The organism is Halorubrum sp. Eb13 (genome assembly GCF_002252895.1).
Taxonomy (GTDB): domain Archaea; phylum Halobacteriota; class Halobacteria; order Halobacteriales; family Haloferacaceae; genus Halorubrum.
Genome location: NZ_NHPE01000088.1, coordinates 1 through 26,513 on the forward strand (window position 1 = coordinate 1; position 26,513 = coordinate 26,513).

Annotated in this window: 16 protein-coding genes and 1 tRNA gene; 4 read left to right on the plus strand and 13 right to left on the minus strand. The window is 68.6% G+C overall.

The features are described from left to right. The 5 genes from DJ75_RS11065 to DJ75_RS11080 form a co-directional block, all read right to left on the minus strand. Positions 1–1,847 (minus strand): type II secretion system F family protein (locus tag DJ75_RS11065; RefSeq protein WP_141212021.1); only part of this gene is annotated, 1,847 nt, incomplete at its 3' end. A gap of 27 nt (positions 1,848–1,874) precedes the next feature. After that, a complete protein-coding gene (locus DJ75_RS11070; RefSeq protein WP_094524528.1) occupies positions 1,875–5,669 on the minus strand; it encodes an ATPase, T2SS/T4P/T4SS family in 3,795 nt (1,264 codons plus the stop codon). Between the two features lie 192 nt (positions 5,670–5,861). Continuing rightward, positions 5,862–7,184, minus strand: a complete 1,323-nt coding sequence (gene gdhB / locus DJ75_RS11075) for a glutamate dehydrogenase GdhB (protein WP_094524529.1) — start codon at positions 7,182–7,184, stop codon at positions 5,862–5,864. A 2-nt stretch (positions 7,185–7,186) separates the two neighbouring features. Continuing rightward, positions 7,187–7,330: a rubrerythrin-like domain-containing protein gene (locus tag DJ75_RS18280; RefSeq protein ID WP_141212022.1), complete on the minus strand. Its 144-nt coding sequence runs from the start codon at positions 7,328–7,330 to the stop codon at positions 7,187–7,189. A 149-nt stretch (positions 7,331–7,479) separates the two neighbouring features. Then, complete coding sequence (locus tag DJ75_RS11080) at positions 7,480–10,353, minus strand: bacterio-opsin activator domain-containing protein (RefSeq protein WP_094524530.1); 2,874 nt, start codon at positions 10,351–10,353, stop codon at positions 7,480–7,482. Between the two features lie 197 nt (positions 10,354–10,550). On the opposite strand from DJ75_RS11080, the gene DJ75_RS11085 reads away from it, so the two are divergent. Both DJ75_RS11085 and DJ75_RS11090 read left to right on the plus strand, forming a co-directional pair. Then, complete coding sequence (locus DJ75_RS11085) at positions 10,551–11,255, plus strand: DUF1405 domain-containing protein (protein ID WP_094524531.1); 705 nt, start codon at positions 10,551–10,553, stop codon at positions 11,253–11,255. Between the two features lie 216 nt (positions 11,256–11,471). Further along, on the plus strand, positions 11,472–12,716 hold the full coding sequence (locus tag DJ75_RS11090; RefSeq protein ID WP_254921962.1) for a nitrate/nitrite transporter: 1,245 nt from the start codon (positions 11,472–11,474) through the stop codon (positions 12,714–12,716). A gap of 415 nt (positions 12,717–13,131) precedes the next feature. Here the strand turns inward: DJ75_RS11090 and DJ75_RS11095 are convergent. Both DJ75_RS11095 and DJ75_RS11100 read right to left on the minus strand, forming a co-directional pair. After that, positions 13,132–13,204 (minus strand) — tRNA-Arg (locus DJ75_RS11095). A 53-nt stretch (positions 13,205–13,257) separates the two neighbouring features. Further along, on the minus strand, positions 13,258–13,539 hold the full coding sequence (locus DJ75_RS11100) for a twin-arginine translocase TatA/TatE family subunit (protein WP_094524532.1): 282 nt from the start codon (positions 13,537–13,539) through the stop codon (positions 13,258–13,260). Between the two features lie 160 nt (positions 13,540–13,699). Between DJ75_RS11100 and DJ75_RS11105 the strand changes: the two genes are divergently transcribed. Beyond that, entirely contained in the window at positions 13,700–14,167 is a 468-nt protein-coding gene (locus DJ75_RS11105; protein ID WP_094524533.1) for a redoxin domain-containing protein, read from the plus strand. 6 nt (positions 14,168–14,173) lie between these two features. Here the strand turns inward: DJ75_RS11105 and DJ75_RS11110 are convergent, their stop codons facing one another. From DJ75_RS11110 to DJ75_RS11130, 5 genes are all read right to left on the minus strand, one after another. Then, on the minus strand, positions 14,174–16,252 hold the full coding sequence (locus DJ75_RS11110) for an AMP-binding protein (protein WP_094524596.1): 2,079 nt from the start codon (positions 16,250–16,252) through the stop codon (positions 14,174–14,176). Between the two features lie 256 nt (positions 16,253–16,508). Further along, positions 16,509–19,025: a DNA gyrase subunit A gene (gyrA, locus tag DJ75_RS11115; RefSeq protein ID WP_094524534.1), complete on the minus strand. Its 2,517-nt coding sequence runs from the start codon at positions 19,023–19,025 to the stop codon at positions 16,509–16,511. Then, the gene (gene gyrB, locus DJ75_RS11120; protein WP_094524535.1) at positions 19,022–20,962 is read right to left on the minus strand and encodes a DNA topoisomerase (ATP-hydrolyzing) subunit B; all 1,941 of its coding nucleotides are present in this window, start codon (positions 20,960–20,962) and stop codon (positions 19,022–19,024) included. The genes gyrA and gyrB overlap by 4 nt, the downstream gene beginning before the upstream one ends. A 199-nt stretch (positions 20,963–21,161) precedes the next feature. Next, on the minus strand, positions 21,162–22,487 hold the full coding sequence (locus DJ75_RS11125) for an RNA-guided endonuclease TnpB family protein (RefSeq protein ID WP_094524536.1): 1,326 nt from the start codon (positions 22,485–22,487) through the stop codon (positions 21,162–21,164). A gap of 252 nt (positions 22,488–22,739) precedes the next feature. Next, positions 22,740–23,726, minus strand: a complete 987-nt coding sequence (locus DJ75_RS11130; RefSeq protein WP_094524537.1) for a hypothetical protein — start codon at positions 23,724–23,726, stop codon at positions 22,740–22,742. A gap of 153 nt (positions 23,727–23,879) precedes the next feature. On the opposite strand from DJ75_RS11130, the gene DJ75_RS11135 reads away from it, so the two are divergent. Continuing rightward, positions 23,880–25,091 carry an iron-containing alcohol dehydrogenase family protein gene (locus tag DJ75_RS11135; protein ID WP_094524538.1) on the plus strand — a complete coding sequence of 404 codons (1,212 nt, stop codon included), beginning with the start codon at positions 23,880–23,882 and terminating at the stop codon, positions 25,089–25,091. Positions 25,092–25,157: 66 nt separating this feature from the next. Here DJ75_RS11135 and DJ75_RS11140 read toward each other — a convergent pair whose 3' ends face one another. Next, the gene (locus DJ75_RS11140) at positions 25,158–26,399 is read right to left on the minus strand and encodes a carboxypeptidase-like regulatory domain-containing protein (protein WP_094524539.1); all 1,242 of its coding nucleotides are present in this window, start codon (positions 26,397–26,399) and stop codon (positions 25,158–25,160) included. Positions 26,400–26,513: the final 114 nt, after the last annotated feature.

Here is a 26,513-nt window from a genome sequence, read left to right on the forward strand (position 1 = left end):
CCCCCGGCCGCCGCCCCGCCGCCGTCCGCCTGCGACGAGAGGTCGCCCATCACGTCGATGAACTGGGTCTGGAGGATCGCCATCACGCCGAGCAGCGTGACGTACGTCATCACGATGATGGCCACCTGCATCCGGGTCCGGGAGATCCGTTCGCGCTCGATGTCGTCCTGGTTCTCCGAGGCCTGCGCCGCCGTCGTCAGCACGTCCGTGATCTGCGAGGAGGCCTCCTGCGCCTCCGAGATGAGCTTCACCGTCCGGGCGAGCCGCGGGACCGCGTACGTGTTGTTGAACTCGACCATGGCGTCCCGGAGGCTCATCCCGTAGTTCACCTTCGCGTGGATCACCTCGAACTCCTCGGCGAGCTGGCCGGTCGACGTCTCCGAGACCGTCTGGACCGACTCCAGCAGGGTCTGTCCGGTGTCGTTCGCCGACGAGAGCTTCCGGAGGCTCTCCGAGAGCTTCCCCGTGATCGCCCGCTTCGATCGCTGGCTCCACTCGTGGAACAATGCGAGCGGGCCCAGCACGAGGTACGCCGGGACGTAGATCCAGACGAACGCCGACCAGACCGGGCGGGCGACCCATCCGTCGAAGGTCGTCGGCGCGTTGCCCGTGAGCGCCGCGATGGCGACGATGGCGACCGCGGCCGGTACGGTCAGCGCCAGCGTGTACAGCGGGTTGTCGCGCAGGAAGAGGTGCGGCGCCGAGACGATCCGTTTCGTCTTGTACGTCCCCTCCCGGTCGCGGATCCGGTCGAAGACGCCGAATCGACCGACGAACCCTTCGATGAGTCCGAAGTGGAGCAGCCCTTCCTGGCTCGTCTGTCGGAGCCGCTCGCTGCCGCCGTCGGGGCGGAGGTAGCCGTCGCCGGGCTCGTCCTGCTTGACGGTCGAGACGAGCACGAGGAAGCCGATCCCGGTCAGCGGGATCAGGACGTACACCGTCGCGTACAGCAGTCGGTCGTCCGCCTCCCCCATCATCCCCATGATGACGAGGATGATGATCAGGAGGAGGGGGAATAAGGAGAGCGTCATGTACATCTCGCCGAACAGCTCCAGCGTCTCCAGGGTCATCTCGCGCTCCTGTTTCGACGTGCGGAGGTGTTTCTCCTTTTTGTCTTTCAGGAAGCTCTCCATGTCGCCGCCGGAGTTGACGATCGAGAGCATGTCGGCGAGGAACTGCGAGAGCTCGTCGGAGGGGGTCTCCATCGACTGCTGGCGGATCGCGTTCCGGTAGTCGGTGCCGAAGTACTCCGTCTCGTTGACGATGCTCTGGAACTCGCGGGAGACCTCGCCGTAGGTGTCCTCCGCCGTCGCCATCGCGCGCAGGATCTCGAGCTGATTGAGCCCGCCGACGGAGAGCGCGTACATGAACGAGACGGAGTCAGCGAGCAGGAGGTTGATCTCGCGCTTCCGCGACGACGCGCGCGAGTAGGGGACCGCGACGAGGGCGCCGAACCCGAGCGCGAAGCCGATCGACCCGAAGACGAGCCCGCTTATCAGCACCGCGGTCGGCACGACCAGCGACCGCAACAGCTCCTGGATCGCCGGCGTGGGCGCGGGCATCCCGAGCGAAAGCGTGTTCGGGTCGATCAGCCCGAGCGAGAACACGCCGTACCCGATCAGCGTGCCGAGCGCCCAGAGCAGCCCACCGGCGAGCAGCCCGGCGCCGAGCGCTCGGGAGACGTACATCTCGACCTGGTCCGGCATCCGCGCCTCCGCGAGCTTGCGCTCGACGTCGCCGACGAAGTCGCCGTCGGGGTCGAACAGCAGCTCGAAGACGGGGTAGAACAGCTCCGCGAGGACGTCGGCGTCGGCGGAGCCGTCGCCGACCCCCGCGTCGAGGCTCACGCGAGCCACCTCGTCGGGGTCACGGCGCTACCGCTCCTCCGGGGACTCGACCGTGCCGAACCCCCAGTCGTCGATGTCGTCAGCGCTCTCCCCGCCGTCGCTCTCCGCCTCCCCCGCCTCGCCGTCGCTCTCCGTCTCTTCCGATTCGCCGTCGCTCTCCGTCTCTCCAGATTCGCCGTCGCTCTCCGCCTCCCCCGCCTCGCCGTCGCTCTCCGCGTCGTCATCGGGCCCTGCCTCGCCGTCTTCCGCGGCCGGGTCCAACACGTCGATCCCCTCCTCGAACGGCTCGTCGAAGTCGATAGCGCCGCTTCCACCGCCCGAATCGGCGCCATTCGAGTCACGGACCCCGGTGCCCGACCCCGATCCATCCGCCGCCTCCGTCCCGTTCGCCGGTTCCTCCGACGACGGGGACCGATCGCTCGACTCGACGCCGGCACCGCCGTCGGCCGTCACCGCCTCCGGCGGCGTTCCGTCGATCGGTGCGCTCTCGGCTTCCGCGGCGATCTGGGGGAGTTCGGGGCCGCCCGCTTCCGGGTGGAGCGCCGCCGCCTCGCGGGCCGCCTCCGCGAGCGTCCCGTGGTCGTCGTCGGGCGTCGCCTCGACGTCGGCGGCGGGCGCGACGTCGAGCAGCGCGTCGGCGACGGAGTCGGGCATCCGTCCCCGGTACTCGGCGAACAGGTCCCCGGCGTCGGCGAGGATCCGCTCTACCTCCGCGCGGCCCGCCTCGTCCGGCTCGGGGCGGGGGATCATCTCCTCCTTGTCGCGGTCGACGTTGATGAGCACGGACTCCATCTCCCGGAGGTCCTCCAGCGAGCGCTCCAGCCCCTCGTTCGCCATCAGCGCGAGCACCGTCTCGGGGTCGTTGATGAACGCCTGGAACGTCGCCGCCACCTGCGCGTAGCTGTTGAGCCCGCGGTCGATGAGGTACGCTAACACGACCCGGCGTTTCCGGAGCTCCTCGTTCAGCGTCTCGCGGCTCCACCCGCGGTCGAACATGATGTCTTCGAGGGTGTTCGAGTCGCCCATCTGGAGGAACTCGTCCGTCTCCGCCTGCCACTGGAACACGTCCTGAACGTTGATCTCGTCGTTCTCGGCGTCGTAGTGGTTGATCTCGGTCAGCGACTTGTTTCGGCGCACCTTCTTTCCCTGCACCCGGGTCGACGTCTGAACGGAGACCAGGTCGAGGGCGGTGAACATCGTCTTCGAGACGTTGATCGGCTCCGTGGTGAACCGCTTGAGCACCTCGCCGACCGTGTCGGCGTGGAAGGTGGTGTACGTGGTGTGGCCGGTCGACATCACCTGGAAGGCGGTCCGGCCCTCCTCACCGCGGATCTCGCCCATCACGATGTAGTCGGGGCGCTGCCGGAGCGCGGCCTCCAGTAAGTCGAACTCGTCGATGTCGCCCTTGTCGTCGTCGGAGAAGGAGGGGCGGGTGACCGAGGCGATCCAGTTGCGCTGCGGCAGTTCGACCTCGCGGGTGTCCTCGATGGAGACGATCTTCGCGTTCGAGGGGATGAACAGCGAGACCGCGTTCAGGCTCGTCGTCTTCCCGGAGGCGGTGCCGCCCGCGAAGATCAGGCTCTTGTGGTTCTCGATCGAGAGCCAGAGGAACGCCATCTCGTCGAGCGAGAACGTCTTCCAGTTGATCAGGTCGATCGGGGTGAAGGGGACCTCGTTGAACTGTCGGATGGTGTAGTTGGTCCCGTGGTCCGACACCTCCCGGCCGAGCGTGAGCTGGGCGCGGGAGCCGTCGGGGAGGGTGGCGTCCACCTGCGGGCGCCGCTTCGAGATCCCCTTCCCGGAGCGCTGCGCGAGCTTCACGACGAAGTCGTCGAGCTCGTCGGTCTCGTGGTAGACGTTGGTGATGATCTGCTCGTAGTCGGAGTGGTAGACGAAGACGGGGGAGTTGTACCCGTCACAGGAGATGTCCTCCACGTTGATGTCGTACTTGATCGGGTCGATCCGCTCGTAGCCGATGAAGTCCCGCTTGAGGTAGTACAGCAGCTTCTCGACCTGGTGCTCCGACAGCGTCTCCGGGTCCTCGGCCAACACCGCGGGCTCGGGCCGGGCGAGGATCGTCGCCGGCGCCGACTCAGCCCCCGATTTCGTCGGGGGCACGTAGCCGAGCGACTCCGTGATCCGAGCGGCGATCCCTTCGGTGACGTCGAAGCCGAACCGGTCGACCACGTCGTCGACGAGGTCGTCGATCACCCCGCGGTCGCCGTCCTCGCGCTCGTAGAGGTCGTACCGGTCGAGCAGGGTGAGCGTCTCGTCGACGATAACGTCCTTCCGGAACGCCTCGTCCCCGCCCGCGATCGCCTCGTCGGCGTACTTGATCGAGGTGCGGAGCTTCCCCGTCAGGAACTCGACGAGGTCGGCCTCGATGTCGGTCCGGTACGGCTGGACCGCGTAGTACTTCACCTCGTTCTCCTTCGTCGAGCGGAACACGATGACGAACGCGTACGGCTTGTTCACCCAGTACCGCTCGATCTCTCGGAAGTGGACCTTCTTCGGCATCGGGACCGCCTTCTCGAGGTCGTACCGGTTCGCGAGGGTGGTGTCGCCGTCCGCCGTCGAGAAGAACTCGTCCTCGTCGACGTCGGGGTTCACGTTCACCGTGCGCTCGTCGACCAGGTCGGCGAGCTCGGCGGCGGCGCTCCCGCCCGCGCCGAGGAGCTCCTCCGTCCGGTCGGGGTCGAACCCGAGCGCTTCGGTCTTGTCCTCGTGGGTGAACGCCAGCGGCTCGTCGTCCTCGCCGGTCGGCGGGGTCCCGTCCTCGTCGAGGAAGAACTCGTCGCGGTAGTCGTCCCACGTGTAGTACCCCTTTAAGACCGGCACCGAGTAGAGGTCGTACCGCGCCGAGCACAGGTCCCAGAGGGCGTCGCCGACGGCGGCGGCCGCCCCTACCCGGTACCCGGTCTCGGACGGGTCGAAGCCGAGGAACTCGCCCGGGTCCACGCCGACGCGAGCCCACTCCTCAGCGGTCGGGACGCGCCGAGGGACCGATTCCACGTCGTTGCCCGCAGCGACCACGACCCCGGGAACGCCCGCGCCGTCGACCGCGATTCCGGGGCGTTCGTCCGGCTCGGTCGGCCCCTCTCGCTCGTCCGGTCCTTCCGATCCGTCCCCAGCGGCAGAGTCGGGTTCGGTCGGAACGACGGCCTCTTCGCCGTCGGTGTCGTCCTCCTCGCCGTCGCTGTCAGAATCATCCCCGCTGTCGGCATCGCCGTCGTCCCCGTCGCTGTCAGAATCATCCCCACTGTCGGCATCGCCGTCGTCCCCGTCGCTGTCGGCATCGCCGTCGCCGTCGGCTCCGTCGTCCCGCTCGCCGTCACCCTCTCTGTCGGCATCGGCGTCGTCTTCCTCGCCATCGCCCGCCTCGCCGTCTCCGTCGCCCCCCTCCGTCGTTCCGACCGACTCCGCTCTCGGGTCGAGAGGGTTCGCCGCGGTCGAGGTCCCGGCGGGGACGACGGCCGCGCCGCTGAGGACGACTCGGTCGGGGCCGATCACGAGGGCGCCCGCCTCGGGGGTTCCGTGTCCCGGGACGGCGGTGTCGCCGTCGGTCGTGTACGGCTCGTCGACGCCGGCGGCGCGGATGACTCGGTCGACGCCGTCCTCGAAGTGGGCGTCGACGGCGGTCGACGGGACGACCGGCCCCTCGCCGATGTCGGCGTACAGCTCGTCCGCGGCGTCGTCACGGCCGCGGTCGCGGAGAAACGAGCGCCACGAGTACCGTCCCACCGCGACCGGGGGATCGGACGCCGCGGAGTCCGCCGTCTCGTCGGGCGAGAGGGGCGAACGCTCGGCGTCCTCGGTTGCCATGCGTACGGGAACGCCGCAACCGTTGAAAAAGGTGTCTCGCAAAAACCCGCGACTGATAATCCCCGGAGGGGGTGACCGGAGCGGCGGACGAGCCGATCGACTGACGGCGATGGCGCGCGGCCGACCCTCTCTCCGACGGCGCCGCCGGTCACTTCCGACGGCGCGGGCTCGACCCGCGGCGGGAGCGACCCCTCAGGGCCAGAGCCCGCGCGCCTCGTGCGCCTCGGCGATCCGCGACAGGGCGACGATGTAGGCGGCGTCGCGCCACGTCACGTCCCGCGCTTCGAACTCCTCCCGGACGTCTCCCCAGGCGCCGAGCATCTCGGTCTCCAGTTCGTCGTTGACGCGGTCGAGCGACCACGCGCGGCGGTTGATGTCCTGAAGCCACTCGAAGTAGCTCACCGTCACCCCGCCGGCGTTGGCCAGAATGTCCGGGATCACCGGCACGTCGCGCTCGGCGAAGACCTCGCTCGCCGCGCTCGTCGTCGGACCATTGGCCCCCTCGATAACGATGTCCGCGGCGACGTCGTCGGCGTTGTCGGCCGTCAGCACGTTCCCGATCGCCGCCGGGATCACCACGTCGACGTCGAGCTCCAGCAGGGCGTCGTTCGTCACCGTCCCCGGCGCCTCGTGGGTCATCACCGCTTCCGGATCCTCGCGGTGGGAGGGGATCGCGCGCGTGTCGAGGCCGTCCGGGTCGTAGACGCCGCCGGTGACGTCGCTCACGGCGACGACGTTCGCCCCCCAGTCGTCGAGCAGCGTGGCGGCGTTCGCCCCGACGCTTCCGAACCCCTGCACCGCGACCGACGTCTCACCGATCGCCTTCCCGTAGTAATCGACGGCCTCGCGGGCGACGATAGCGACGCTCCGGCCCGGCGCCTCGTCGCGGCCCTCGCTCCCGCCGACGACGGGCGGCTTCCCCGTCACCACGCCGGGGATCGTTTCGCCCTCCTGCATGGAGTAGGCGTCCATCAGCCACGCCATCGTCTGCGGGTCCGTCCCCATGTCGGGCGCGGGGATGTCCGTCGTGGGACCGATGACGGCCCGGATCTCGTCCGTGAACCGGCGCGTCAGCCGTTCCGTCTCCTCGTCGGTCAGGTCCTTCGGATTCACCGCGATACCGCCTTTCGCACCGCCGAACGGGATGTCCATCACGGCGCACTTCCACGTCATCCACATGCCGAGGCCGACGCACTCCTCGCGCGTCACGTCGGGGTGATACCGGAGCCCGCCCTTATACGGGCCGCGGACGCTGTCGTGTTGCGCGCGATACCCGGTGTACACCGCCACGTCCCCGTCCTCGCGTTCGATCGGGACGGTGACCTCGTGGACCCGCTTAGGGTGTTTGAGCCGTTCGACCACGTTCGGATCGATATCCAGGTGATCGGCGGCGTGCTGAAGCTGTCGGCGCGCCGTCTCCAGCGCCGATTCCGGCTCGTTCGGTTCAGGGTCGTTCGGTTCCGATCGGGTCTCCGCTCGCGGCCCGTCGCCGGCCGTCGTCGATGTCGGACCCATCGTCACTCGAGCGGGGTGTGTCGGTTCCGTATCTCGCCCCCGCAGTCGGGACACTGACCGGGATTGTTCTCGGCGAGCACGACGTGTCCGCAGTCGAAACACTCGTAGGGCGATTCCTCGGCCGATTTCTGGTCGACGTCCCTCATTGGTGGTCGTGAGTTCCGGCGCGTCTGCGCGGGACTCTACAAGGGCATATTGGGGATATAAGGATATATTCAGTAGTTGCTCATCCAACCACGCCTCGAACGGAGTAGTTTATAATTAAACCTTATCGTGGCAGAGCAGGGGGCCGGGATCAGCGGTCGACGTGGCCGGCGGCCACCGGCGCGTGGTCGTCGATCAGCGCCGCGAACAGCTTCCGCTGGGCCGTTCGGATGTGCTGGTAGAACGCCTGCGGAGAGATGTCGAGCGAGTCCGCGACGACCTCGCCGGTCGCCTTCCGCGGCGACTCGAAGAACCCGCTGTAGTACGCGGTCTCTAAGACCTCGAGCTGTCTGTCGGTCAGCCTGTCGAGCACCGACGCGTAGAACCCGTGTTCGGACGCCTGTTCGCGCGACTGCTTCGACGAGAGGTCGACGTCGGCGAACCGGTCGCGGACGAGCCGCGTGACGTGTCTGTGTTCGCCCCCGCCGGGAACGTCGATGACCAACTCCGCCCCTTCGGCCGTCGCCGTCGCGCTCCGGAGGACGGCGCCGTGTTCCGCCAGATCCGCGGCGAGGAAGGGCTCGGCCAGTCGGAGTCGCACCACCCCTCCGGCGTCGCCGCCCCGGATCCGCCGAACGGCCTCGACGGCCACGAGCTCCTCGGTCGCGTCGACGACCGCGTCGAGCGGCGCGTCCTCGACGGTGAGGAACACGTCGTTGCCGCTCACGGTCTGTCGAACGCCGCCCTCGTAAGAGACCGTGCAGCCGGCGGTCTCGGCCAGTTGCGAGAGCACGAACGACGGGTCGCGGACCGCGTACTCGACGCGGGTCATCGAGGTCGTGAGCAGCGCGCGCTTGCGCTCGCCGGCGCTGATCGCGGCGGCGATCGTCTCTCCGAGCTCCGCGAGCACGGCCTGTACGGTCTCGTCGAACGCGTCCGGCGCCTCCGCGTACACGGTCAACACGCCGTACGAGAGGTCGTTGTACACCAGCGGGACGCTCAACACCGAGAGCAGATCGCGGGAGATCGCGTCCGAACGCCACGGCGCCGCGCGGATGTCGGCCGCGACGTTCGAGACGTGGGTCACCTCCCCGGTCGCCGCCGTCCGGCCCGCCGGTTCGACGCTCTCGGGAGCGACGGGGAACGTCCGCGCGTCGAGGTAGCCCCGATCGGTCCCCGCCCACGCCCGCGGCGTCACCGCGTCGCCGGCGTCGTCGCGGGCGCCGATCCACGCGAGCCGGAAGCGCCCGTCCGCGGTGAGCCGTTCGCAGACGGTGTGGTCGATCTCCTCGCGGGTCTCGGCCTGCACGATCCCGTGGTCGATCTCGCGGATCGTCTCGTTGATCCGGTCGAGCGCCGAGAGCCGGTCGTTTCGGCGCTGGAGCTCGCGGTCCTGCTCGCGGAGCTGGGACTCCCGGTCGACCCGGTCGAGCGCCGCCTCGGCGGTCGCCGCGAGGAGGTCGGCCAGCTCCCGCCTGACGTCGTCGAAGGCGCCGACGTCGGTCGAGCCGGCGACGAACACGCCGTGGTTCCCGAGGGGGATGTACGCCGCGCTCCGGAGGCCCGTGGCGCGGTCCGTGAGGCGGTCCGAGTCGTGCACGTCGTCGAAGAACAGCGCCTCGTTCTCGACGAAGCTGTGACTCGTGAGGTCGCGACCGTCCGCGTGCACGGCCGGCAGCGGGCCGTGGACGTTCCGCATCGCCTGCGAGCGGGCGGCTGGCCGGAGTCGGGTGTCGTCGGCGTCGAAGAGGTAGACGGCGCCGGCGTCGAGACCGAGCACGTCCGGGGTGTCGTCGACGAGGTGACGGGCGATCTCGCGGTGGGTCTCGGCGTAGAGGAAGTCCCGAGCGGTCTCTTGGAGGGTGGCGAGCGCCCGCTCGCGCTGCTTGCGCTTCGTGACGTCCCGGCAGCTGTACAGCAGCGTGCCGTCCTCGATTGACGCCTCGCGGACGTTCACCAACAGCGTGTGCTCGTGGCCGGCCTTGTCCGTGGCCGTGGTCTCGATGTTCTTCAGGACGCCCTCCTCGGCGAGCGCCTCTCGGTCGAAGAGGTCCTCCCCGAGCAGGTCCTCGATGGTTCCCAGCTCGCGGATCTCCTCGGCGGTGTACCCGAAGATGAAGTGAACGTTCGGGCAGACGTAGGTGTACTCCCCGTCCTCGTCGGTTATCAGGACGGTGTCGGTCATGTTGTTGAGCGTGACGCGGTGGAGCTTCTCCGACCGCCGGAGCTCCCGCTCGAGGGCGACCCGGTCGGTGATGTCCGCGCTGTCCACGACGATCGAAGAGAGGTCCCCGCGCTCGTCGGTGACCGGCCGGACGGAGAGCTCCAGCACCCGGTCGTCGGTCGCGTCCCGGACGACGACGGCGTGGGCGAACTCCCCGCCCCGCGCGGCGTCGACGAGCCGGCGGATGTCCTCGCGCGGACGGTCGCCCTCGGACCACCACGGGAGGGTCCAGAACGGGTCGCCGACGACGGCGTCGGCGTCGGCGTCGACCATATCCAGGGCGGCCTGGTTGACGCGCGTGAGCCGCCCGTCCGGGTCGAGCACCCACGTCGCCGACCTGGCGTCTCGGAAGGAGGCGTCGAACTGCCGCGCGCGCTCGCGTCGCGTCACCGACCGGCGGGCCTCCCGGACGGCCCGCTCCGTCCGCCGAATCGCGTCGTCGACCGCGTCCGGCAGCGGGTCGTCGATCGCGAGGTAGTCGGTCACGCCGGCGCCGATCGCCTCGCTGGCGATCGCCTCGCTCCCCGCGGTCGTTCCCAAGACGACCGGCAGCGAGGCCGTCCGGTCGCGTATCCGGCGAGCGAGTTCGACGCCCGTGGTCCCCGGGAGCTCGTAGTCGGTCACCACGCAGTCGACCGCCGACGCTCCGAGGGCGTCCAGCGCCGCCGCCGCCGTCGGGACGACCCGGACGCTCGCGTCGGACCGATCTCGGAGGGCGTCGACGTAGGCGTTCGACCACGCCGTCTCGCCGACCACGACGATATCGGCGGCGTCGAGAACGCCGCGGGATGTGGAACTCATGTGAAACGCGACGGCACCGGCCGCGTACCGGAACGCGACGCGGCGCGTCGATACCGCGGGCTACTCGTCGGACGAGCAAAATCCCTGTTGTTTACTATTCAACCCGGGGCGGTTCGTCGGCCGCCGCGCTCGGCCCGGACCCGGCCGCGGCCGAACGGAGAGCGGGCCTTTAGTTCGTCGGGGTCGAAGCGGACGGTGTGACACGCTCCGACGCCCCCGACGGGCTGCGGTCCCTCGGGCGGCTCCGACGGGCGCCCGTCCGGCGGCGCGTCCGCGAGGCGGTCGCCGAGGAGCTGCTCGGCACCCCCCGGAGCCTCGGCGTCGTGCTCGCGTTCGTCGCGTTCATGCTCGCGGTCGGCGCCGGCTACTACGCCCCGACGGCCGGCGACGTGCCGGTTCCGCTGTGGCCGCTGTACGCGGACTCGGCGGTCGCGGTCGCGCTCGGCGGGGCGGTCCTGCTGACGCTCGTGCCGACGGTGCTTTCCGGCGGGAGCGTGGCCGCCGACGCTCCCGCGTCGCGGCCGCTGGCGTACCTCCACACCCTCGCGTTCGTCTGGCTGGTCACGTTCGGCCTCTGGCCGCTGGTCTCGTTGAACCTCGCCTTCTCGCAGTACGTCGCGGCCCCCGACGCGTGGATCTACTACTGGGGCGTGCTCGGCACGCACCTCTGTTTCGTCGGGCTCGCGCTGCTGTTCCCGGCGTTCGGGCGGACGAGCCGCGGGGCGCTCGGACTCGCACTCGTGCTGGCCGTCGGGAACGTCGCGCTCGACTACGGGGTCGGCTACCACCCGCCCCTCCTGTACGAGCCCGGGCCGCTGCTGGCGGGCGCGACGCTCGCGATCGCCGTCTTCTCTGTGTGGCTCGCGTGGCGGTCGTTCCCGCGGCTGGACGAGACTGGGTAAGTGTCCCTCGTCGTCGGCTTTCGCGAATTCGCGGGGGGTCCGTCGATAACCGGTAGTGTCGAAGCGGTCGGTCTCCCCGGCCGATCCGGCGTCTGCGGGATACGACGCGAACGGTCTGCGCCGCAGACGGACACCGGCGGCTCAGCGACACCACCGCTCGACGCCTTGTATCACCACCAATAGGATTATTTCCAAACACTGTCAATCGAGACCGTCTTGCATACCAAGCTGACCGGAGGCGGTGACCTCGTCGGAGACTCGGCGTGGCGGGTCGTAACTATCGCGGCCGCGTGGTTGCTGCTCCTGTTCGTCGGTGCGTACCTGATCACCCCGGCCAGTATCCTCACGCTGATGATGACCGATCTCGACATCACCGAGACCACGGCCGCCGCACTCGTCTCGATGCCACAGGTGGCCGCGACGGTGATCGGTATTCCCGTTGGGATCTATCTCGATCGCGTCGAGACCCGTGCGGTTATCCCCGCGGCGGCGGCCGTCCTCCTCGTCGGCAGCGTCGGCGACTGGTTCGCCGCGAGCGAGGGGACCGTCTCGCTGCTGATCGCGTCGCGACTGTTCGCAGGCGTCGGAATGTTCGTTCTCTGGGTCGTCAGTATCAACGTCGGGTCGAGGACGTTCCCACCCGACAGGCGGGCGACGGCGACGTCGGTGATCATCTCGGGATATCCCGCCGGGTACGCGCTCGGACAACTCGGTGCGCCGCGCCTCGCCGAGGTCGTCGCTTGGCCGGGGGTGTTCCCCGTCTTCGGCGGCGCGGTCTTCGTGATGTCGCTCGCGCTCTCCGTCGCGGTCGGGCGGGTCGGCGGGTTCCGGGCGGCCACGGCTCCGGACCCGATAACGCTGATCGGCTTCAAGCGGGTGCTGAGAAACCGGAACGTGTGGATGATCGTCGCCGTCACGGGCCTCGGCTACTCGCTGTATATGGTGTTTAACTCGTGGATGCCGACGTACATCACCCGTCAGTTCGGCGTGTCGCTGGCGGAGAGCGGCGCGTTCGTCGCGCTGTTTCCCGCGGTCGGGATCCTCGCTCGGCCGACGGGCGGATGGCTGTCGGACACGGTGTTCGCCCGGCGACGGCGGCCCGTCTTCGCCGCCTCGTTCGTCGGCGCCACCGTGCTCTCGGTCCTCATGTACTACAGCACGACTATCGCGGTACTCGTCGCGACGCTCGTCCTCGCAGGGGTGTTCCTCCAACTGCAGATCGGGCTCATGTACCAGTCAATTCAGGAGTTCGTTGCCCCGAGCGCCGCCGGAACGGCCGTTTCGATCGCGAGCGTGGCCGGGTGGGCGGCGTCGTTCGTCGCGCCCGTCGTGGCCGGCAAACTGATCGCCACCGCGGGCACCGACGCCGTCCTGTTCGCGCTCGCGGTCGGCCTCGGCGTGACGGGAGCGCTCACCGTCTGGCGGATGGCCGAGTCCGGCACCGCCGCGACGCCGGTCTGATTACGTCCTTCGCGTTCGGCAGTCGATTTTGATCGGTTCCGAATCGGTCAGAACAGGGACCGCGAGATACGACGCGCGGAGACGAATCGTTCGATAGAATCCGCCTCCGCACCCGAAATCAGGGGGTTAACAAATGCGGACGATGCGTTTTGATCGGCAAAACGGCCCGATAATCGCCACATTGCGCCGGTGTAGGTGGAGCGGTATAGAGTGCTATCGAGTAGAATGTGGTGCGTTTCTCGTGGAGATCGAGGTCCGTCTTTCCGGCGTGCTTCGCCGCCACGTTGGCGGACGGGATCATGTGTACTCAGACACGGTCAAGCGAAGCGAAGGAACGGGCGCGACGGGATCCTCGCGAGCGAAACGAAGTGAGCGGGCGAGGGTCAGCCGTGCCCGTATCGGACGCAGTGAGATACGGGCACGGCGGGATTCGAACCCGCGATCGAGAGGTTAGGAACCTCTCGCCCTGTCCGCTAGGCCACGCGCCCAACGCGGCGGAGAAAACGTCGCAGCGGGGATCGGTCGGCGTCGCCGAGCAGGTCTACGCGCTCGTCTCTTTCTCGGTTTCGAGGTCCTCGAGGTCCTCGTCCTCGTCGACCGTCGAGTCCGCGCTAACGGTCGACTCCTCGTCGTCTCCCTGCATCTGTTTCAGTTCGTCCTCGACCTCCTCGCGTCCCTTCTTGAACTCGCCCATCGCTTGGCCGGTCGACCGAGCGAGCTTCGGAATCTTGTTCGCCCCGAACAGAAGGACCAGCACGAGCAGGATGATGAGGAGCTCCGGGCCCGCCGGGATGCCGCCGATCAGTGGAGTCGCAGTTACCATCTCTGTTCCGGAGTAACCCTCTTGCGATTATAGTCTTTTTGCCTCGGTGAGCCGACGGCGAGTCGTCGTTAGGCGGGCAACGCGCCGATAATCCCGCCTTCGCGGGAAGTCGGTCGACGAACGCCGAAACCGTGATACCCGCGCGGCGCGACCGGGAGGTATGACGACAGTCGGCGACGACGCCCCCGACTTCACCGCCCCGCTCGTTGACGGCGACATCGAATCGTTCCGGCTTGGCGACCGCCTCGGCGACGATCCCGTGGTGCTCGCCTTCTTCCCGGCCGCCTTCTCGAACACCTGCACCGACGAGATGGAAGCGCTCCGGGACGGCTTCGACCGCGACGACTGCACCCTGCTCGGCGTGAGCACCGACCTCCCGCACGCGCTCGCGGCCTATCGGACGCAGTACGACCTCCCGTTCGCGCTCGTGGGCGACCCCGACCACCGCGCGATCGAGGCGTACGACGTGGTCGAGTCGTTCGACCGCTACGGCGTCGACGCGGTCGCGCAGCGGGCCGTCTTCGTGATCGACGGCGACGGCGTCGTGACCTACCGCTGGCTCGCGGAGCACGCGGGACAGGAGCCGGACTACGACGCGCTCGACGAGGCGGTCGCCGAGGCGGCGTAGGTTACCTCAGACCGCGTCGCGGAGGTCCGCCAGCGCCTCCGGGTTCTCCATCGAGGAGAGGTCGCCGGGGTCCTCGTCGTTATAAACCGACTCGATCGCGCGCCGGATGATCTTCCCGGACTGCGTCTTCGGGAAGGCGTCGACGAAGAGCAGTTCGCGCGGCCGGAACGGTTTCCCGTGTTCCTCGCCGACCAGCTCGCGAAGCTCCTCGCGGAGCCCGTCGCCCGGTTCGACGTTGGGTTCGAGGACGACGTAGGCGACCACCGCGGTGCCGGTCGTATCGTCCGGGACGCCCACCGCGGCCGCTTGATTGACGGCGTCGTGGTCGATGAGCACGCCCTCAATCTCGGCCGGGCCGACCTTCCGCCCGGCGACGTTCAGGGCGTCGTCGGCGCGGCCGTGGAGGAACCAGAACCCGTCGTCGTCCTTCTGCGCGAAGTCGCCGTGGTCCCAGAGGTCGTCCCACGTCGACCAGTACTCGTTCAGGTAGCGCTCGTCGCCGGACCACAGCGACTTCGTCATCGACGGGCAGGAGTCGCGGGCGACGAGGTAGCCGCGCTCCCCCTCGTCCCGGACCGACTCGCCGGTCTCGTCGACGATGTCGATGTCCATCCCGAGCCCCGGTCCCCCGAGCGTGCAGGGCTTCAGCGGCTGGTTCGGCATCGGCATCAGGAAGCAGCCGCAGATCTCGGTGCCGCCGGAGATGTTGATTATCGGGCAGTCGCCGCCGCCGACCGCGTCGTAGAACCAGCGCCACGACTCCGGGTCCCACGGCTCGCCGGTGGAGCCTAAGATTCGGAGCGATGAGAGGTCGTGGCCCTCGACCCACTCGTCCCCGTGCTTGCGGAGCGCGCGGATCGCGGTCGGCGAGATGCCGAACTGCGTGATCGAGTGCCGGTCGATCAGCTCCCAGAAGCGGTCCGGCTCGGGATGGTCGGGCGCGCCCTCGTACATCACCACGGTCCCGCCGAACGCGTGGTTCCCGATCAGCGTCCACGGCCCCATCATCCAGCCGATGTCGGAGACCCAGAAGAACCGGTCCGCCGGCTTCTGGTCGAAGCCGAAGTGGATCTCCTTGGCGCACTGGGTGAGGACGCCCGCGTGGGTGTGAACGATCCCCTTCGGCTCGCCCGTCGTCCCCGAGGAGTACAGCAGCATGGACTCCTGGTCGCTCGGGAGCCGCTTCGTCTCGTAGTCGGTCGATCGCGACGCGACCGCCTCCCCCCAGGTGACGTCGCGGTCGGCGTCCCACGGGACCGGCTCGACGCCACCGCCGTCGCCCCCCGCCGACTCGGCCGCCGGCGTCGCGCCCAATCGGTCGTACACCACGGTGTGTTCGACGTGGCCCGCGTCCGCGATCGCCTCGTCGGCGGTCCCCTTCAGCCGGACCTCGCTCCCGCGGCGGTAGAAGCCGTCGCCGGTGAACAGGACCGACGGCTCCGCGTCGGCGATCCGGGTCGCCGTCGCCTCGGTCCCGAACCCGGAGAAGATCGGCACCGCGATCGCGCCGACTTTCAGGCAGCCGTAGAGGATCGAGACGACCTCGGGCACCATCGGCATGTACAGGGCCACGGTGTCCCCGGTCTCGACGCCGACCGACTCCAAGTAGTTGGCGACGCGGTCGGTCTGGCGGGCCAGCTCGTGGAAGGTGACCTCCCGGACGTCGCCGGGCTCGCCCTCCCAGATCAGCGCGACCCGGTTCCGGTTCGGCGAGTCGACCGCGGCGTGTCTGTCGACGACGTTGTGCGCGACGTTGATCTCGCCGCCGGGGTACCAGTCGGTGAACTGGGGGCCGTCGCTGTCGTCACCGGACTGCGTCCGGTTGCCCGCGGAGCTCCGCTCCGCGCTGCCACGAACCGCGTCGTACTCCGTGTAGAAGTCGATGTCGAGGTAGTCGACGACCTCGTCCCAGAACCAGTCGACGCCGGACGCCGGTTCGCCCGGGAGCTCCGAGGTGGTGCGTTCGATGAGCGCCTCGTAGTCGTCGATGTCGTACTCGCGCATGAACGCGGCGACGTTCGTCGACTCCGCGAACGCCTCGCTCGGCTCGTGCACGACCTCGTCTATCCCCTCGTACTCGTCCATCTCGTCCGGCCGTTTTCGCGGTAACGGTAAGTAATTTTCCTGAAATTCGCGCCACCGCGGTTCCACGCACTCGCCCGCGACCGCCGCCGTGGTCGCTGTCGCGGTCGTCGCCGCGAGGAGTTCGCGTCGGCGCATGAGAACGCGATCGGCGCCGCGAGAGTTGAACCCCGGACACGCGAGCGTCGGGAGGCCCTGCGGGCTCTGACAGAGGGAGAAGCGGTCGACCCCGGTCGACGCGGCCGGGAAGATCGGGGACCTACTCGGTCTCGACCGGGACGTCGGCGACGGGATCGGCCTCGTCCGCGGCGGCCTCCGCGTCGGCGTACACCGACTTGGGAACGATGTCTACGGAGGCGACCTCGTCGTCCGGGTCCAGGTTCATCACGATAACGCCCTTCGTGTTTCGGCTCACGGTGGATATCTCCTCGACGCGGGTCCGCATGATCTGGCCGTCGCCGCTCATCGCGACCAGGTGGTCGCCGTAGGTGACCGCCTCGATGGCGACGACCTCGCCGTTGCGGTCGCCGGTCTTGATGTCGATCAGCCCCTTCCCGTTGCGGGACTGGAGGCGGTACTCGTCGAGGTCGGAGCGCTTCCCGTAGCCGTTCTCCGTGACGGTGAGCACCCAGTTGTGGTACGCGTCGTCGATGGCGGCCACGCCGGCGACCGCGTCGCCCTCGCGGAGGTCGATCCCGATCACGCCGCGGGCGGTCCGGCCCATCGCCCGGGCCTCCGACTCGTCGAAGCGGATCGCCATCCCGTTCCGGCTCCCGATGACGATGTCCGTGTCGCCGTCGGTCACCTCGACGTCGACGAGCTCGTCGCCGTCCTCCAGCCGGATCGCGCGGATCCCCGTCGACCTGATGTTCCCGAACTCGTCGACGGCGGTCCGCTTGATGTACCCGTCGCGGGTGACCATCGTGAGGAACTCGTCGTCGTCGAGGTCGTCGGTGTTCACCACCGCCTCGATCTCCTCGCCGCCGTCGAGGTCGAGGAGGTTGACCGCGGACTTCCCCCGGGCGGTCCGGGACATCTCCGGGATTTCGTACGTCTTCAGCTCGTAGATCTGTCCGCGGTTGGTGAAGACGAGCAGGTAGTCGTGGGAGTTCGCGGCGAACACGGAGGAGACCCTGTCGCCCTCCTTCAGGCCGGTGCCGATGATCCCCTTACCCCCGCGGTTCTGCGCCCGGAAGGTGTCGAGCGACATGCGCTTGATGTAGTCGTCCTCGCTCATCACGACGACGCACTCCTCCTCCGGAATGAGGTCCTCGTGGGTGACGTCGCCGACGTCCTCGATGAAGCTCGTGCGGCGCTCGTCGCCGTACTCCGCCTTCATGTCGTTCAGCTCGTCGACGATCACGGCGTCGAGCTCGTCGGGGTCGGCGAGGATCGTCTCCAGCCGCTCGATGCGGGCGGTGACATCCTCGTACTCCGACTCGATCTCCTGCGTCTCCATCGAGGTGAGCGAGCCGAGCTGCATGCGGACGATGTGCGCCGCCTGGGCTTCGCTGAACTCGTACTCCGCCTCCAGCGCGGCCTTCGCGGCGTCGCGGTCGTCGGAGTTCTGGATCGTCTCGACCACGTCGTCGACCTGTTCGAGCGCCTTCAGTCGGCCTTCGAGGATGTGCGCGCGGTCCTCTCGCTCCGCGAGCTCGTGCTCTGAGCGGCGGCGCACCACCTCGCGGCGGTGCTCGACGTAGTGTTCGAGCGTCTCCTTCAGGTCCAGCACCTGCGGCGAGCCGTCGACCAGCGCGAGGTTGATGACGCCGAAGGTGCGTTCGAGGTGGCTCTCTAACAGCTGGTTCTTGACGACCTCCGCCATCGCGTCGCGCTTGAGCTCGACGACGATGCGCATCCCGTCGCGGTCGGACTCGTCGCGGAGGTCGCGGATCCCCTCGATCGCGCCCTCGTTGACGTCCTCGGCGATGCGCTCGACGAGCCGGGACTTGTTCTGCTGGAATGGGAGCTCCGAGATGACGATCCGGCCCTCCTCCTCCATGACCTCGAACTCGGCGCGGACGCGGACGCGACCGCGACCCGTCTTGTACGCCTTATGAACCGCGTTCCGCCCGACGATGTTCGCGCCGGTCGGGAAGTCCGGTCCCTTGACGTGTTCCATCAGGTCTTCGACGGCCGACTCCGGGTTCTCGATCAGTTCGACCGTCGCGTCGACGACCTCGCCGAGGTTGTGCGGCGGGATGTTCGTCGACATCCCCACCGCGATCCCCGAGGAGCCGTTGACGAGGAGGTGCGGCACCGCCGACGGCAGCACCTCCGGCTCTTCGAGCCGGTCGTCGTAGTTGGCGGTGAAGTCGACCGTGTCGCGCTCGATGTCGGCCAGCAGCTCCTCGGCGATGGGGGCCATCCGGGCCTCCGTGTACCGCATCGCCGCCGGCGGGTCGCCGTCGACGGAGCCGAAGTTCCCCTGCCCGTCGACGAGGGGGTACCGCATCGAGAAGTCCTGGGCCATCCGCGCGAGCGTGTCGTAGATGGCGCTGTCGCCGTGCGGGTGGTAGTCACCCATCGTCTCGCCGACGATGGAGGAGGACTTCCGGTGCGAGGAGTTGCTCGTGACGCCCGCCTCGTGCATCGCGAAGAGGATGCGCCGGTGGACGGGTTTGAGCCCGTCGCGGACGTCGGGGAGCGCGCGGCCGGCGATGACCGACATCGCGTAGTCGATGTACGACTGCTCCATCTCGTCCTCGATGCGGGCGTTCGTCACCTGTGCGGCGCGGACGTCGTCGGGGTTCGCGTCGGGTACGTCGGAGCTCATATGTCCACCCACTCGGCCTCTGTCGCGTGTTCCTTGATGAACTGCTTCCGCGGCTCGACCGCGTCGCCCATCAGCACGTTGAACATGCGGTCCGCCGCGGCCGCGTCGTCGATGTTGATCTGTTTGAGGATGCGATTTTCCGGGTCCATCGTCGTGTCCCACAGCTGGTCGGGGTTCATCTCGCCGAGGCCCTTGAACCGCTGGACCTGATCCGGGTCGCCGTCGCACTTCTCCTCGACGATCCGGTCGCGCTCCGCCTCCGTCATCGCGTCGTACGTCTCGCCGCGGTAGCGGACGCGGTAGAGGGGCGGCTGGGCGGCGTACACGTAGCCCGCCTCCAGCAGGGGCTTCATGTGGCGGTAGAGGAGCGTAAGGAGCAGGGTCCGGATGTGTGCGCCGTCGACGTCGGCGTCAGTCATCAGGATGATCTTGTTGTACCGCGCGTCCTCGATGTCGAACTCCTCGCCGATCCCCGCGCCGATCGCGGTGATCAGCGCGCGGATCTCGTCGTTCTCAAGGATGCGGTCGAGCCGGTGTTTCTCGACGTTGAGGATCTTCCCCTTGAGCGGGAGGATCGCCTGGTTCTCGCGGTTCCGGCCCTGCTTGGCCGACCCGCCCGCGGAGTCGCCCTCGACCACGAACAGCTCGGCCTCGGTGGGGTCGCGGGTCTGGCAGTCGGCGAGCTTCCCGGGCAGCGCGGTCGACTCCAGCGCCGACTTCCGGCGGGTGAGCTCCTCGGCCTTCTTCGCCGCCTTGCGCGCCCGCGCGGCCTCCGCGGCCTTGTGGACGACCTTCCGGGCGGTGTCGGGGTTCTCCTCGAAGAACGTGCCGAGCTTCTCGTGGGTCGCGGACTCGACGATGCCGCGGACCTCGCTGTTGCCGAGCTTCGTCTTCGTCTGCCCCTCGAACTGCGGGTCGGGGTGTTTCACGGAGATGACCGCGGTGAGCCCCTCGCGGACGTCCTCGCCCTTGAGGTTCGCGTCGAGGTCGTTGACGAGCCCGTGCTCGTTGGCGTAGTCGTTGACGGTCCGGGTGAGGGCCGTCTTGAACCCGGTGAGGTGGGTGCCCCCCTCGCGGGTGTTGATGTTGTTCGCGAACGCGTGGACGGAACCCTGCAGCTCCTCGGTCGCCTGCATCGCGACCTCGACGTGGATGTCCTGGTCCTCGTCCGCGAAGTAGATAACCTCGTCGTGGATCGGCGTCCGCGCCTCGTTGAGGTAGCCGACGAACTCGCGGATGCCGCCGTCGTAGAGGAACGTCTGCTCGTCGCCCGCGTCGGCGGCGTCGCCGTCCGCGTCGCGCTCGTCCGCGAGCGTGATGGCGACGCCGGAGTTGAGGAACGCCAGCTCGCGCAGGCGGCTGGCGAGCGTCGAGAACTCGAAGTCGCCCGTCTCGAAGATGTCGCCGTCGGGCCAGAAGCGGATGTACGTCCCCGTGTCCTCGCCCTCGTCCATGTCGCGGACGCGCTCGAACGCGCCCTCGACGGGCTCGCCGCGGGCGAACTCGTGGCGGTAGACGCCGCCGTCGCGTTTTACCTCGACTTCCAGCCGCTCCGAGAGGGCGTTGACGACGCTGACGCCGACCCCGTGGAGGCCGCCGGAGACCTGGTAGGACTTGGAGTCGAACTTCCCGCCGGCGTGGAGGACGGTCATGATCACTTCGAGCGCCGGCCGGTCGTACTTCTCGTGGGTGTCGACGGGGATGCCCCGCCCGTCGTCGCTGACGCTGACGGAGCCGTCCCCGTGGATCGTGACGGTGATCTCGTCGCAGTAGCCCGCGAGGGCCTCGTCGATAGAGTTGTCGACGACCTCGTAGACGAGATGGTGCAATCCTCGACCGTCCGTGGATCCGATATACATCGCCGGACGTTTACGGACGGCCTGGAGGCCTTCGAGGACCTGTATCTGGCCGGCTCCGTATTCACTCTGCTCTGACATAGAACTTGCCTGATTTAGTCAGTGCCGGCTTATAAACCCGGCGCACGCGCACGCGGGCGTGCAGGAGGCGACGGGCGCGGACGAGAGTCAAGGCGGTCCGGTGCGTGCGCACGGGTCACTCCGCCCCGCCAGCCCCGCCGGGACGCGTTTGACTTCCTCCCCGCCCTGAAGGGCGAGGATTCCTCCGGTGGGATGTTGGCTATGCCGTACCCACGGAGGCAACTTTCCCGTTGCCGGTACTCTGGTTTGTGCGCTCCTCGTTGGGACTTTCCCTCTCGGGAGAGTGTGGTGTCTCTGACCAGTTGTGGTCGTCCCACTTGAGGCGCACGGGCCGAGCCATCGACCCAACTTCGAGTTCGCAAGCCTGCTGTTCGAGGAATGTCCGGGACGCACACAGATCGGCGTGTGCTTCGTGGCCGCACGGACATCGAAACACGTCGCCGTCGCGATCGGTACCCTCTTGTTCGCCACACACCGGGCACGTTCGGGTTGTATTGGCTTCTGACTGCACCTCAATACTGATGCCGTATTCCTCGGCTGTGTACGATAAGCGATCGATGAACGCCCGAAAGGCCCAGAACTGGTGAGTCTTTGCGTTCACTTCAGCACACCAGTGCGCCGAGAGAACATCCGTGAGGTCGCCGACGTACACTGTCTTGACACCGTCGGCGTAGAGCTGTTCCATCAGGTCCCGGGCTAGTGCCTCCTGTGCGTGGTCGCGCCGCCGTGTCCGTTTCTGATACAGCTGCCGAATTCGGTTGCTACTGTATCGCCCCTCACGGAGCTTCGACTGTAATCGGGCAATTTCGTCGGTCGTCTCGCGGAAGCGATCAAACAGGTCGCGGCCCTCGTAGAGGTACTGCTGGCCGGTCGTCGTTGTACAGGCGATGAGATTGTTTGCGCCCACGTCCAGTGCGGCTTCTTCCGAAGCCAGTGGTGAATCCTGTTGTGAATCAGGTACGGTAACAGGCTGAAAAGCCCTGAACGTGTCGTCTATCTCGTCGTACTGTATCTCCAAACGACCTTGTTCGCCGTCCCACTTCGGGTCGCCAGCGACTTCAAGACGGAGGCGACCAGTGTGGTCGTATTCGTCCTTCAGAGCGGACCCGACTGGGATCTCGATTCGTGACCGATCGCCGGTTTCCAGTGTATACAAGTCGTTCCGGATGAACGTGCGTAGTTCTCGTCCATCATCTTCGTTGCCCCAGTATCCGGGGGGCGAGGGACGTTCATCACGGTCGCCGTTGTGCCAGTCGTCTAGGGCGGCAAAAAACGAGTTCCACGCAGACTTGTTTTTCCGGATCACTTGCTGTGCGGTTCCAGAGCCGGTCACATCGACATACTGCTTGCGGTAGTCAGCAGTGTCCCACACTGATTCGCCGTCGAAGAATTGCTGGCGACGCTCGTAATTGAGCTCGTTCCACAGGCTCGCAGAGGCGTCCAACAGATCCAACAGTAGCCGCTCGTCGTCGTCGGAGAGCGGGCGTACCGCGAACGTGTTGGTTCGCCTCACGACAACAGACATTTGTAGTCCTACGTCTATATGTCTTTTGGACACAAACAATGCGACCGAATATCAACATTTCACACACCCTGAACGGCCGCGTGAAAGACTACGCTGAAGATCAAGACGTGAGTCTTGAAGAAGCCTACCGAGAAATTATCGAAGCAGGATTGGAAGCGGTGGAACATCCAGACGAATCGTAGCACGTCGGTTGTGGCATTGTGCTGTCGCTTGGACCCCGCCCTGAAGGGCGAGGCTTCCGCTTGCTATCCGTCAGCGCTCGTCGAGGAACGCGCTCGCGCGCTCGACGACGGACGCGCGGAACCGGGCGACGTCGACTCCGGCCGGACCGCTCTCGCCGTCCCCGAACCGGAGGGGCGTCTCCCGGGCGACCGCCTCAACGGTCAGGTCCGCGAGCCGGTCGACCGTCACCGGCTCTCCGCGCCGTTCGAGGGCCGCGACGACCCGGTCGAACCGCTCCCGTCCGGCGTGGACCGCGGCGAGTTCGTCGGGGTCGGGAGGGTCCGTGGCCCGGTCGTCTCTCGCGCGGCCGTCTCCCGCGCCGTCGCCGTCGTCGCTCGGCCCCCTCGAGATCTTCACGCGTCCGCCGCGCTTGTTCCGGACGACGACGCCGGCCGCCGGGCCGTCGCGCCACGCCGACGCCGGGACCGCGTATCCCTCGGGGTCGAAGTCGCGCGCGTTCACCTCGCGCGCCACCGCGTTTACCGGGGCGAGCCCGACCCCCTCGAAGATCGCCGCGGCGGCGTCCGGCGGCCGGAACGCCCCGTCCTCCTGACTCTCTCCGTTCCCCTCGCGCACTCTGTCACCCCCACTCTCTCCGTTCCCCCCGCGCTCTCTGTCACCCCCACTCTCTCCGTTCCCCTCGCGCTCTCCGTCCGCGCCCGTCCACACGTCGGTGCCGAGGAACGGCGGGATCCGGTCCCAGTCGTAGTCGGTCCCGCAGCGGTGGGTGGCGACCCCGAAGAACGTCACGCCGGCGGGGTCGGCGACGGCCCGCCGGAGCGCCTCGCGGTCGAACCGATCGCGGGCGTGCCGGACCGCGGGTCGGACCGCGGGCGGGACCGCGTCGAGGTCGTCGTACACCGCCTCCGGACCGCCGAACCGGAGGAGTCCGGACTCGTCCATGCGGAACCGGAGCCCCGTTCCGTCGATCAGTTCGAGGAGCCAGAGGTGGCCCTCGAGGAGGCCGTCGGGCGGGTCCGCGTCGTCGAGGTCCGGGAGCGGTGGGAACCGGCGCATGGTGTGTCGGGCGGGCGACCGGCCTGAGACTCCGACCCGCAGCGGGTTGGCTCTTTGGGAGACCGCGAGGGGCGCCGTCGGTCCGTCGCCGACCCCGCCGGCGCGTCGCCCGGGCCCACAGCTACAAGCGGCCGCCTGCCGTACCGACTCGCGATGCTACCGATCGCGGACTCCTTCGAGCACGACTACCGCGGCTGTGAGATCCTGTACGGACGCGGTCGCGCGAGCGAGCTGAGCGCGGTCCTCGCCGACCGGGGGCTGGGGGACGCGCTCGTCGTCTGCGGCGCCAACGTCGGCGCCAACGACGACCTGATGGACCGGATCCGCGGGGGGCTCGACGACCGACTCGCCGGCGTCTTCGACGGGACGACCCCCGACAAGCGCGTCGAGACGGCGTACGACCTCCTCGACAAGCGGGCCGAGGTGGGCGCGGATACCCTCGTCGCGGTCGGCGGCGGCAGCAGCCTCGATATCGCCCGGCAGGCGGCGCTACTCGACGTCGACGACCGCGACCTCGCCGAGCTCCGCGACGACGCGGCGGAAGGCCCCGACGCGCTCGGGTCGCTCGCGCCCGGGTCCGACCCCTTGCTCCCGGTCGTGGTGATCCCGACGACGTTCGCCGGCGCGGACCTCTCGACGGGCGGCTCGCTGGAGGTGCTCCCGGCCGACGAGTCGCCCACGGGCCAGCCGCTGACCGTCAGCGGCGACGGACCGATGCCGGTCGTCGACCTCGCCGACCCGGCGCTGTTCGAGACGACGCCGTCGTCGGCGCTCGCGGGGTCGGCGATGAACGGCTTCGACAAGGGGATCGAGACGCCGTACGCGCGGGACGCGACGCCCGTGAGCGACGCGGCCGCGGTCCACGGGCTACGGCTCCTCTCCGACTCGCTCCCGCGGGTCGCCGGCGATCGGCCGGAGACCGAGGCCGCCGCGGACCGGGCCGTGGTCGGCGCGCTGCTCGTCCAGCTCGACCGCCGGATCTCGGTGATACACGCGTTCGGCCACGGGTTCGCGCGCCACTACGACGTCCAGCAGGGCGACGTCCACGCGGCCGTCGCCCCCCACGTCCTCGCGTACCTCTTCGACGAGGTCGACGCGAGCCGCCGGGCGCTCGCCGCCGGGCTCGGCGTCGAGGTCGACGGTCGCGGCGACGACGCGATCGCGGAGGACGTCGTCGACGCCGTCGCCGCGATCCGCGGCGCGCTACCGGTGCCCGAGCGCCTCCGCGATCTGCCGGCGACGGCGGAGGGCGATCTCCCCGCGATCGCCGAGTACGTCGCCGACGACTGGTGTATGGACCGGGCGCCCGAGGAACTCGACGCGACGCCGGAGGCGATCGAGGGCGTGTTGCGCTCGGCGTGGTGACCGGGCGGAGGGTCCGATTTCGGCCGGCCTGACCGCGGCCGGAGGGTTCGGCGTGTCTCTCCCCGCTCAGCGACCGCGATACCGACCCGCGGCGACGGCCGCGGCGAGGAGCGCGAGGACCGCGGCGACGACGCCGAAGCCGGGAGCGCCGTCGTCGGTGTCGCCGGAGCCGTCGTCTCCGGTATCGTTCGAACCGTTCGCGCTCGGATCGGCCTCGTCCGCGGTCTCGACGCCCTCGACCGTCGCCGGGTCGGACTCGACGCCCCCGTCGCTCGCGACGATCGTCCGGTCTCCGGCGAACGAGATCGGCACCTCGATCTCCCCGCGGGCGTCGGTCTCGCCGACGTCCTCGCCGTCGACCTCGACCGTGGCGCCGGCCACCGGCTCGTCGTACGCGTTCAGCACGGTCACGCGCGTCGTCTCGCCGACGAGCACGCGGTCGTTCGCCGGGGTGACGGACAGCGCGGGGGTCCGCTGGGCCGTGGCGTTCACGCTCCTCGGGGACTCTCGCACCCGGACTCGCTCGGGCGAGGGGTCGTACCCGTCCGTGACGACCTCGACCGTGTACGCCGCGTTCACGGGCACGTTGAGCGAGGCCGTTCCCTCGGTCACGGTCACCTCCCCTTCGAACACCGACGACGTCACCCGGACCGACCCGCTCTCGATCGGCTCGGGCGGGTCGAAGTGGTCGTCGAGGGCGCGGACGTCGAGCGTCACGGTCCCCCGCTCGATCGCGATCGTCGTCTCCGTGTTCAGCGACACCGTGACCTCGCGCTCCGTCTCGTAGTACCCCGGCTTCACGACCGTGACGTTGTACGTGCCCCGCTCGAGGCGAGCCGTCTCGTAGGTCCCGTCCGATCCGGTCTCGCCGCGGTCGACGGACCGCCCGTCCTCGCGGACGGTCACCCTCGCGTCGGCCTGCGATCGATTCTGGTCGTCGAGGACCGTCACCGTCGCGGTCCCGCTCCGGGTGACGCCGAGGTCGATCTCCGCCGCGCTCGCGTTCTCGACCTCGAGCGGCCTGTTTCTGACGTAGGTGTCGTCGTCCACGTCCAGCTCCACGCTCGATCCCTCGGGGACGTCGAGGAGCACGTTCCCGTTGCTCGCCGTCGTGCCCGTCGCGGTCCCCGTCTCTCCCGAGTCGGTCTCCCACTCGGCCTCGACGGTCGCCCCGCCGACTGCGTCGCCGTCCTGGTCGGCGACCGAGACGGTGAGCGTCACCTGATCCTGACCGACCGCGCCGCCGGTGGCGACGACCGCGACGAGCAGTACCGCGGCTCCGACGAGGACCAAGCGTGCGACGTTCATGTACGACATACTAAACATTGCCGTCATATATTGGTATGGGCCGCTTACCGGTTTCTGACCGCGGACGTGTGCCCGATTTCGAGGGGACTCCCCGCTTCTGACCGACGAGCGAGG

What these genes read in the sequence shown, in the direction of transcription:
- DJ75_RS11140 (WP_094524539.1), bottom strand. Translation starts at nt 26,399, where the DNA reads ATGAACGTCGCACGCTTGGTCCTCGTCGGAGCCGCGGTACTGCTCGTC.
- gyrB (WP_094524535.1), bottom strand. Translation starts at nt 20,962, where the DNA reads ATGTCAGAGCAGAGTGAATACGGAGCCGGCCAGATACAGGTCCTCGAA.
- DJ75_RS11080 (WP_094524530.1), bottom strand. Translation starts at nt 10,353, where the DNA reads ATGAGTTCCACATCCCGCGGCGTTCTCGACGCCGCCGATATCGTCGTG.
- DJ75_RS11135 (WP_094524538.1), top strand. Translation starts at nt 23,880, where the DNA reads ATGCTACCGATCGCGGACTCCTTCGAGCACGACTACCGCGGCTGTGAG.
- DJ75_RS11100 (WP_094524532.1), bottom strand. Translation starts at nt 13,539, where the DNA reads ATGGTAACTGCGACTCCACTGATCGGCGGCATCCCGGCGGGCCCGGAG.
- DJ75_RS11070 (WP_094524528.1), bottom strand. Translation starts at nt 5,669, where the DNA reads ATGGCAACCGAGGACGCCGAGCGTTCGCCCCTCTCGCCCGACGAGACG.
- gdhB (WP_094524529.1), bottom strand. Translation starts at nt 7,184, where the DNA reads ATGGGTCCGACATCGACGACGGCCGGCGACGGGCCGCGAGCGGAGACC.
- gyrA (WP_094524534.1), bottom strand. Translation starts at nt 19,025, where the DNA reads ATGAGCTCCGACGTACCCGACGCGAACCCCGACGACGTCCGCGCCGCA.
- DJ75_RS18280 (WP_141212022.1), bottom strand. Translation starts at nt 7,330, where the DNA reads ATGAGGGACGTCGACCAGAAATCGGCCGAGGAATCGCCCTACGAGTGT.
- DJ75_RS11105 (WP_094524533.1), top strand. Translation starts at nt 13,700, where the DNA reads ATGACGACAGTCGGCGACGACGCCCCCGACTTCACCGCCCCGCTCGTT.
- DJ75_RS11130 (WP_094524537.1), bottom strand. Translation starts at nt 23,726, where the DNA reads ATGCGCCGGTTCCCACCGCTCCCGGACCTCGACGACGCGGACCCGCCC.
- DJ75_RS11110 (WP_094524596.1), bottom strand. Translation starts at nt 16,252, where the DNA reads ATGGACGAGTACGAGGGGATAGACGAGGTCGTGCACGAGCCGAGCGAG.
- DJ75_RS11125 (WP_094524536.1), bottom strand. Translation starts at nt 22,487, where the DNA reads ATGTCTGTTGTCGTGAGGCGAACCAACACGTTCGCGGTACGCCCGCTC.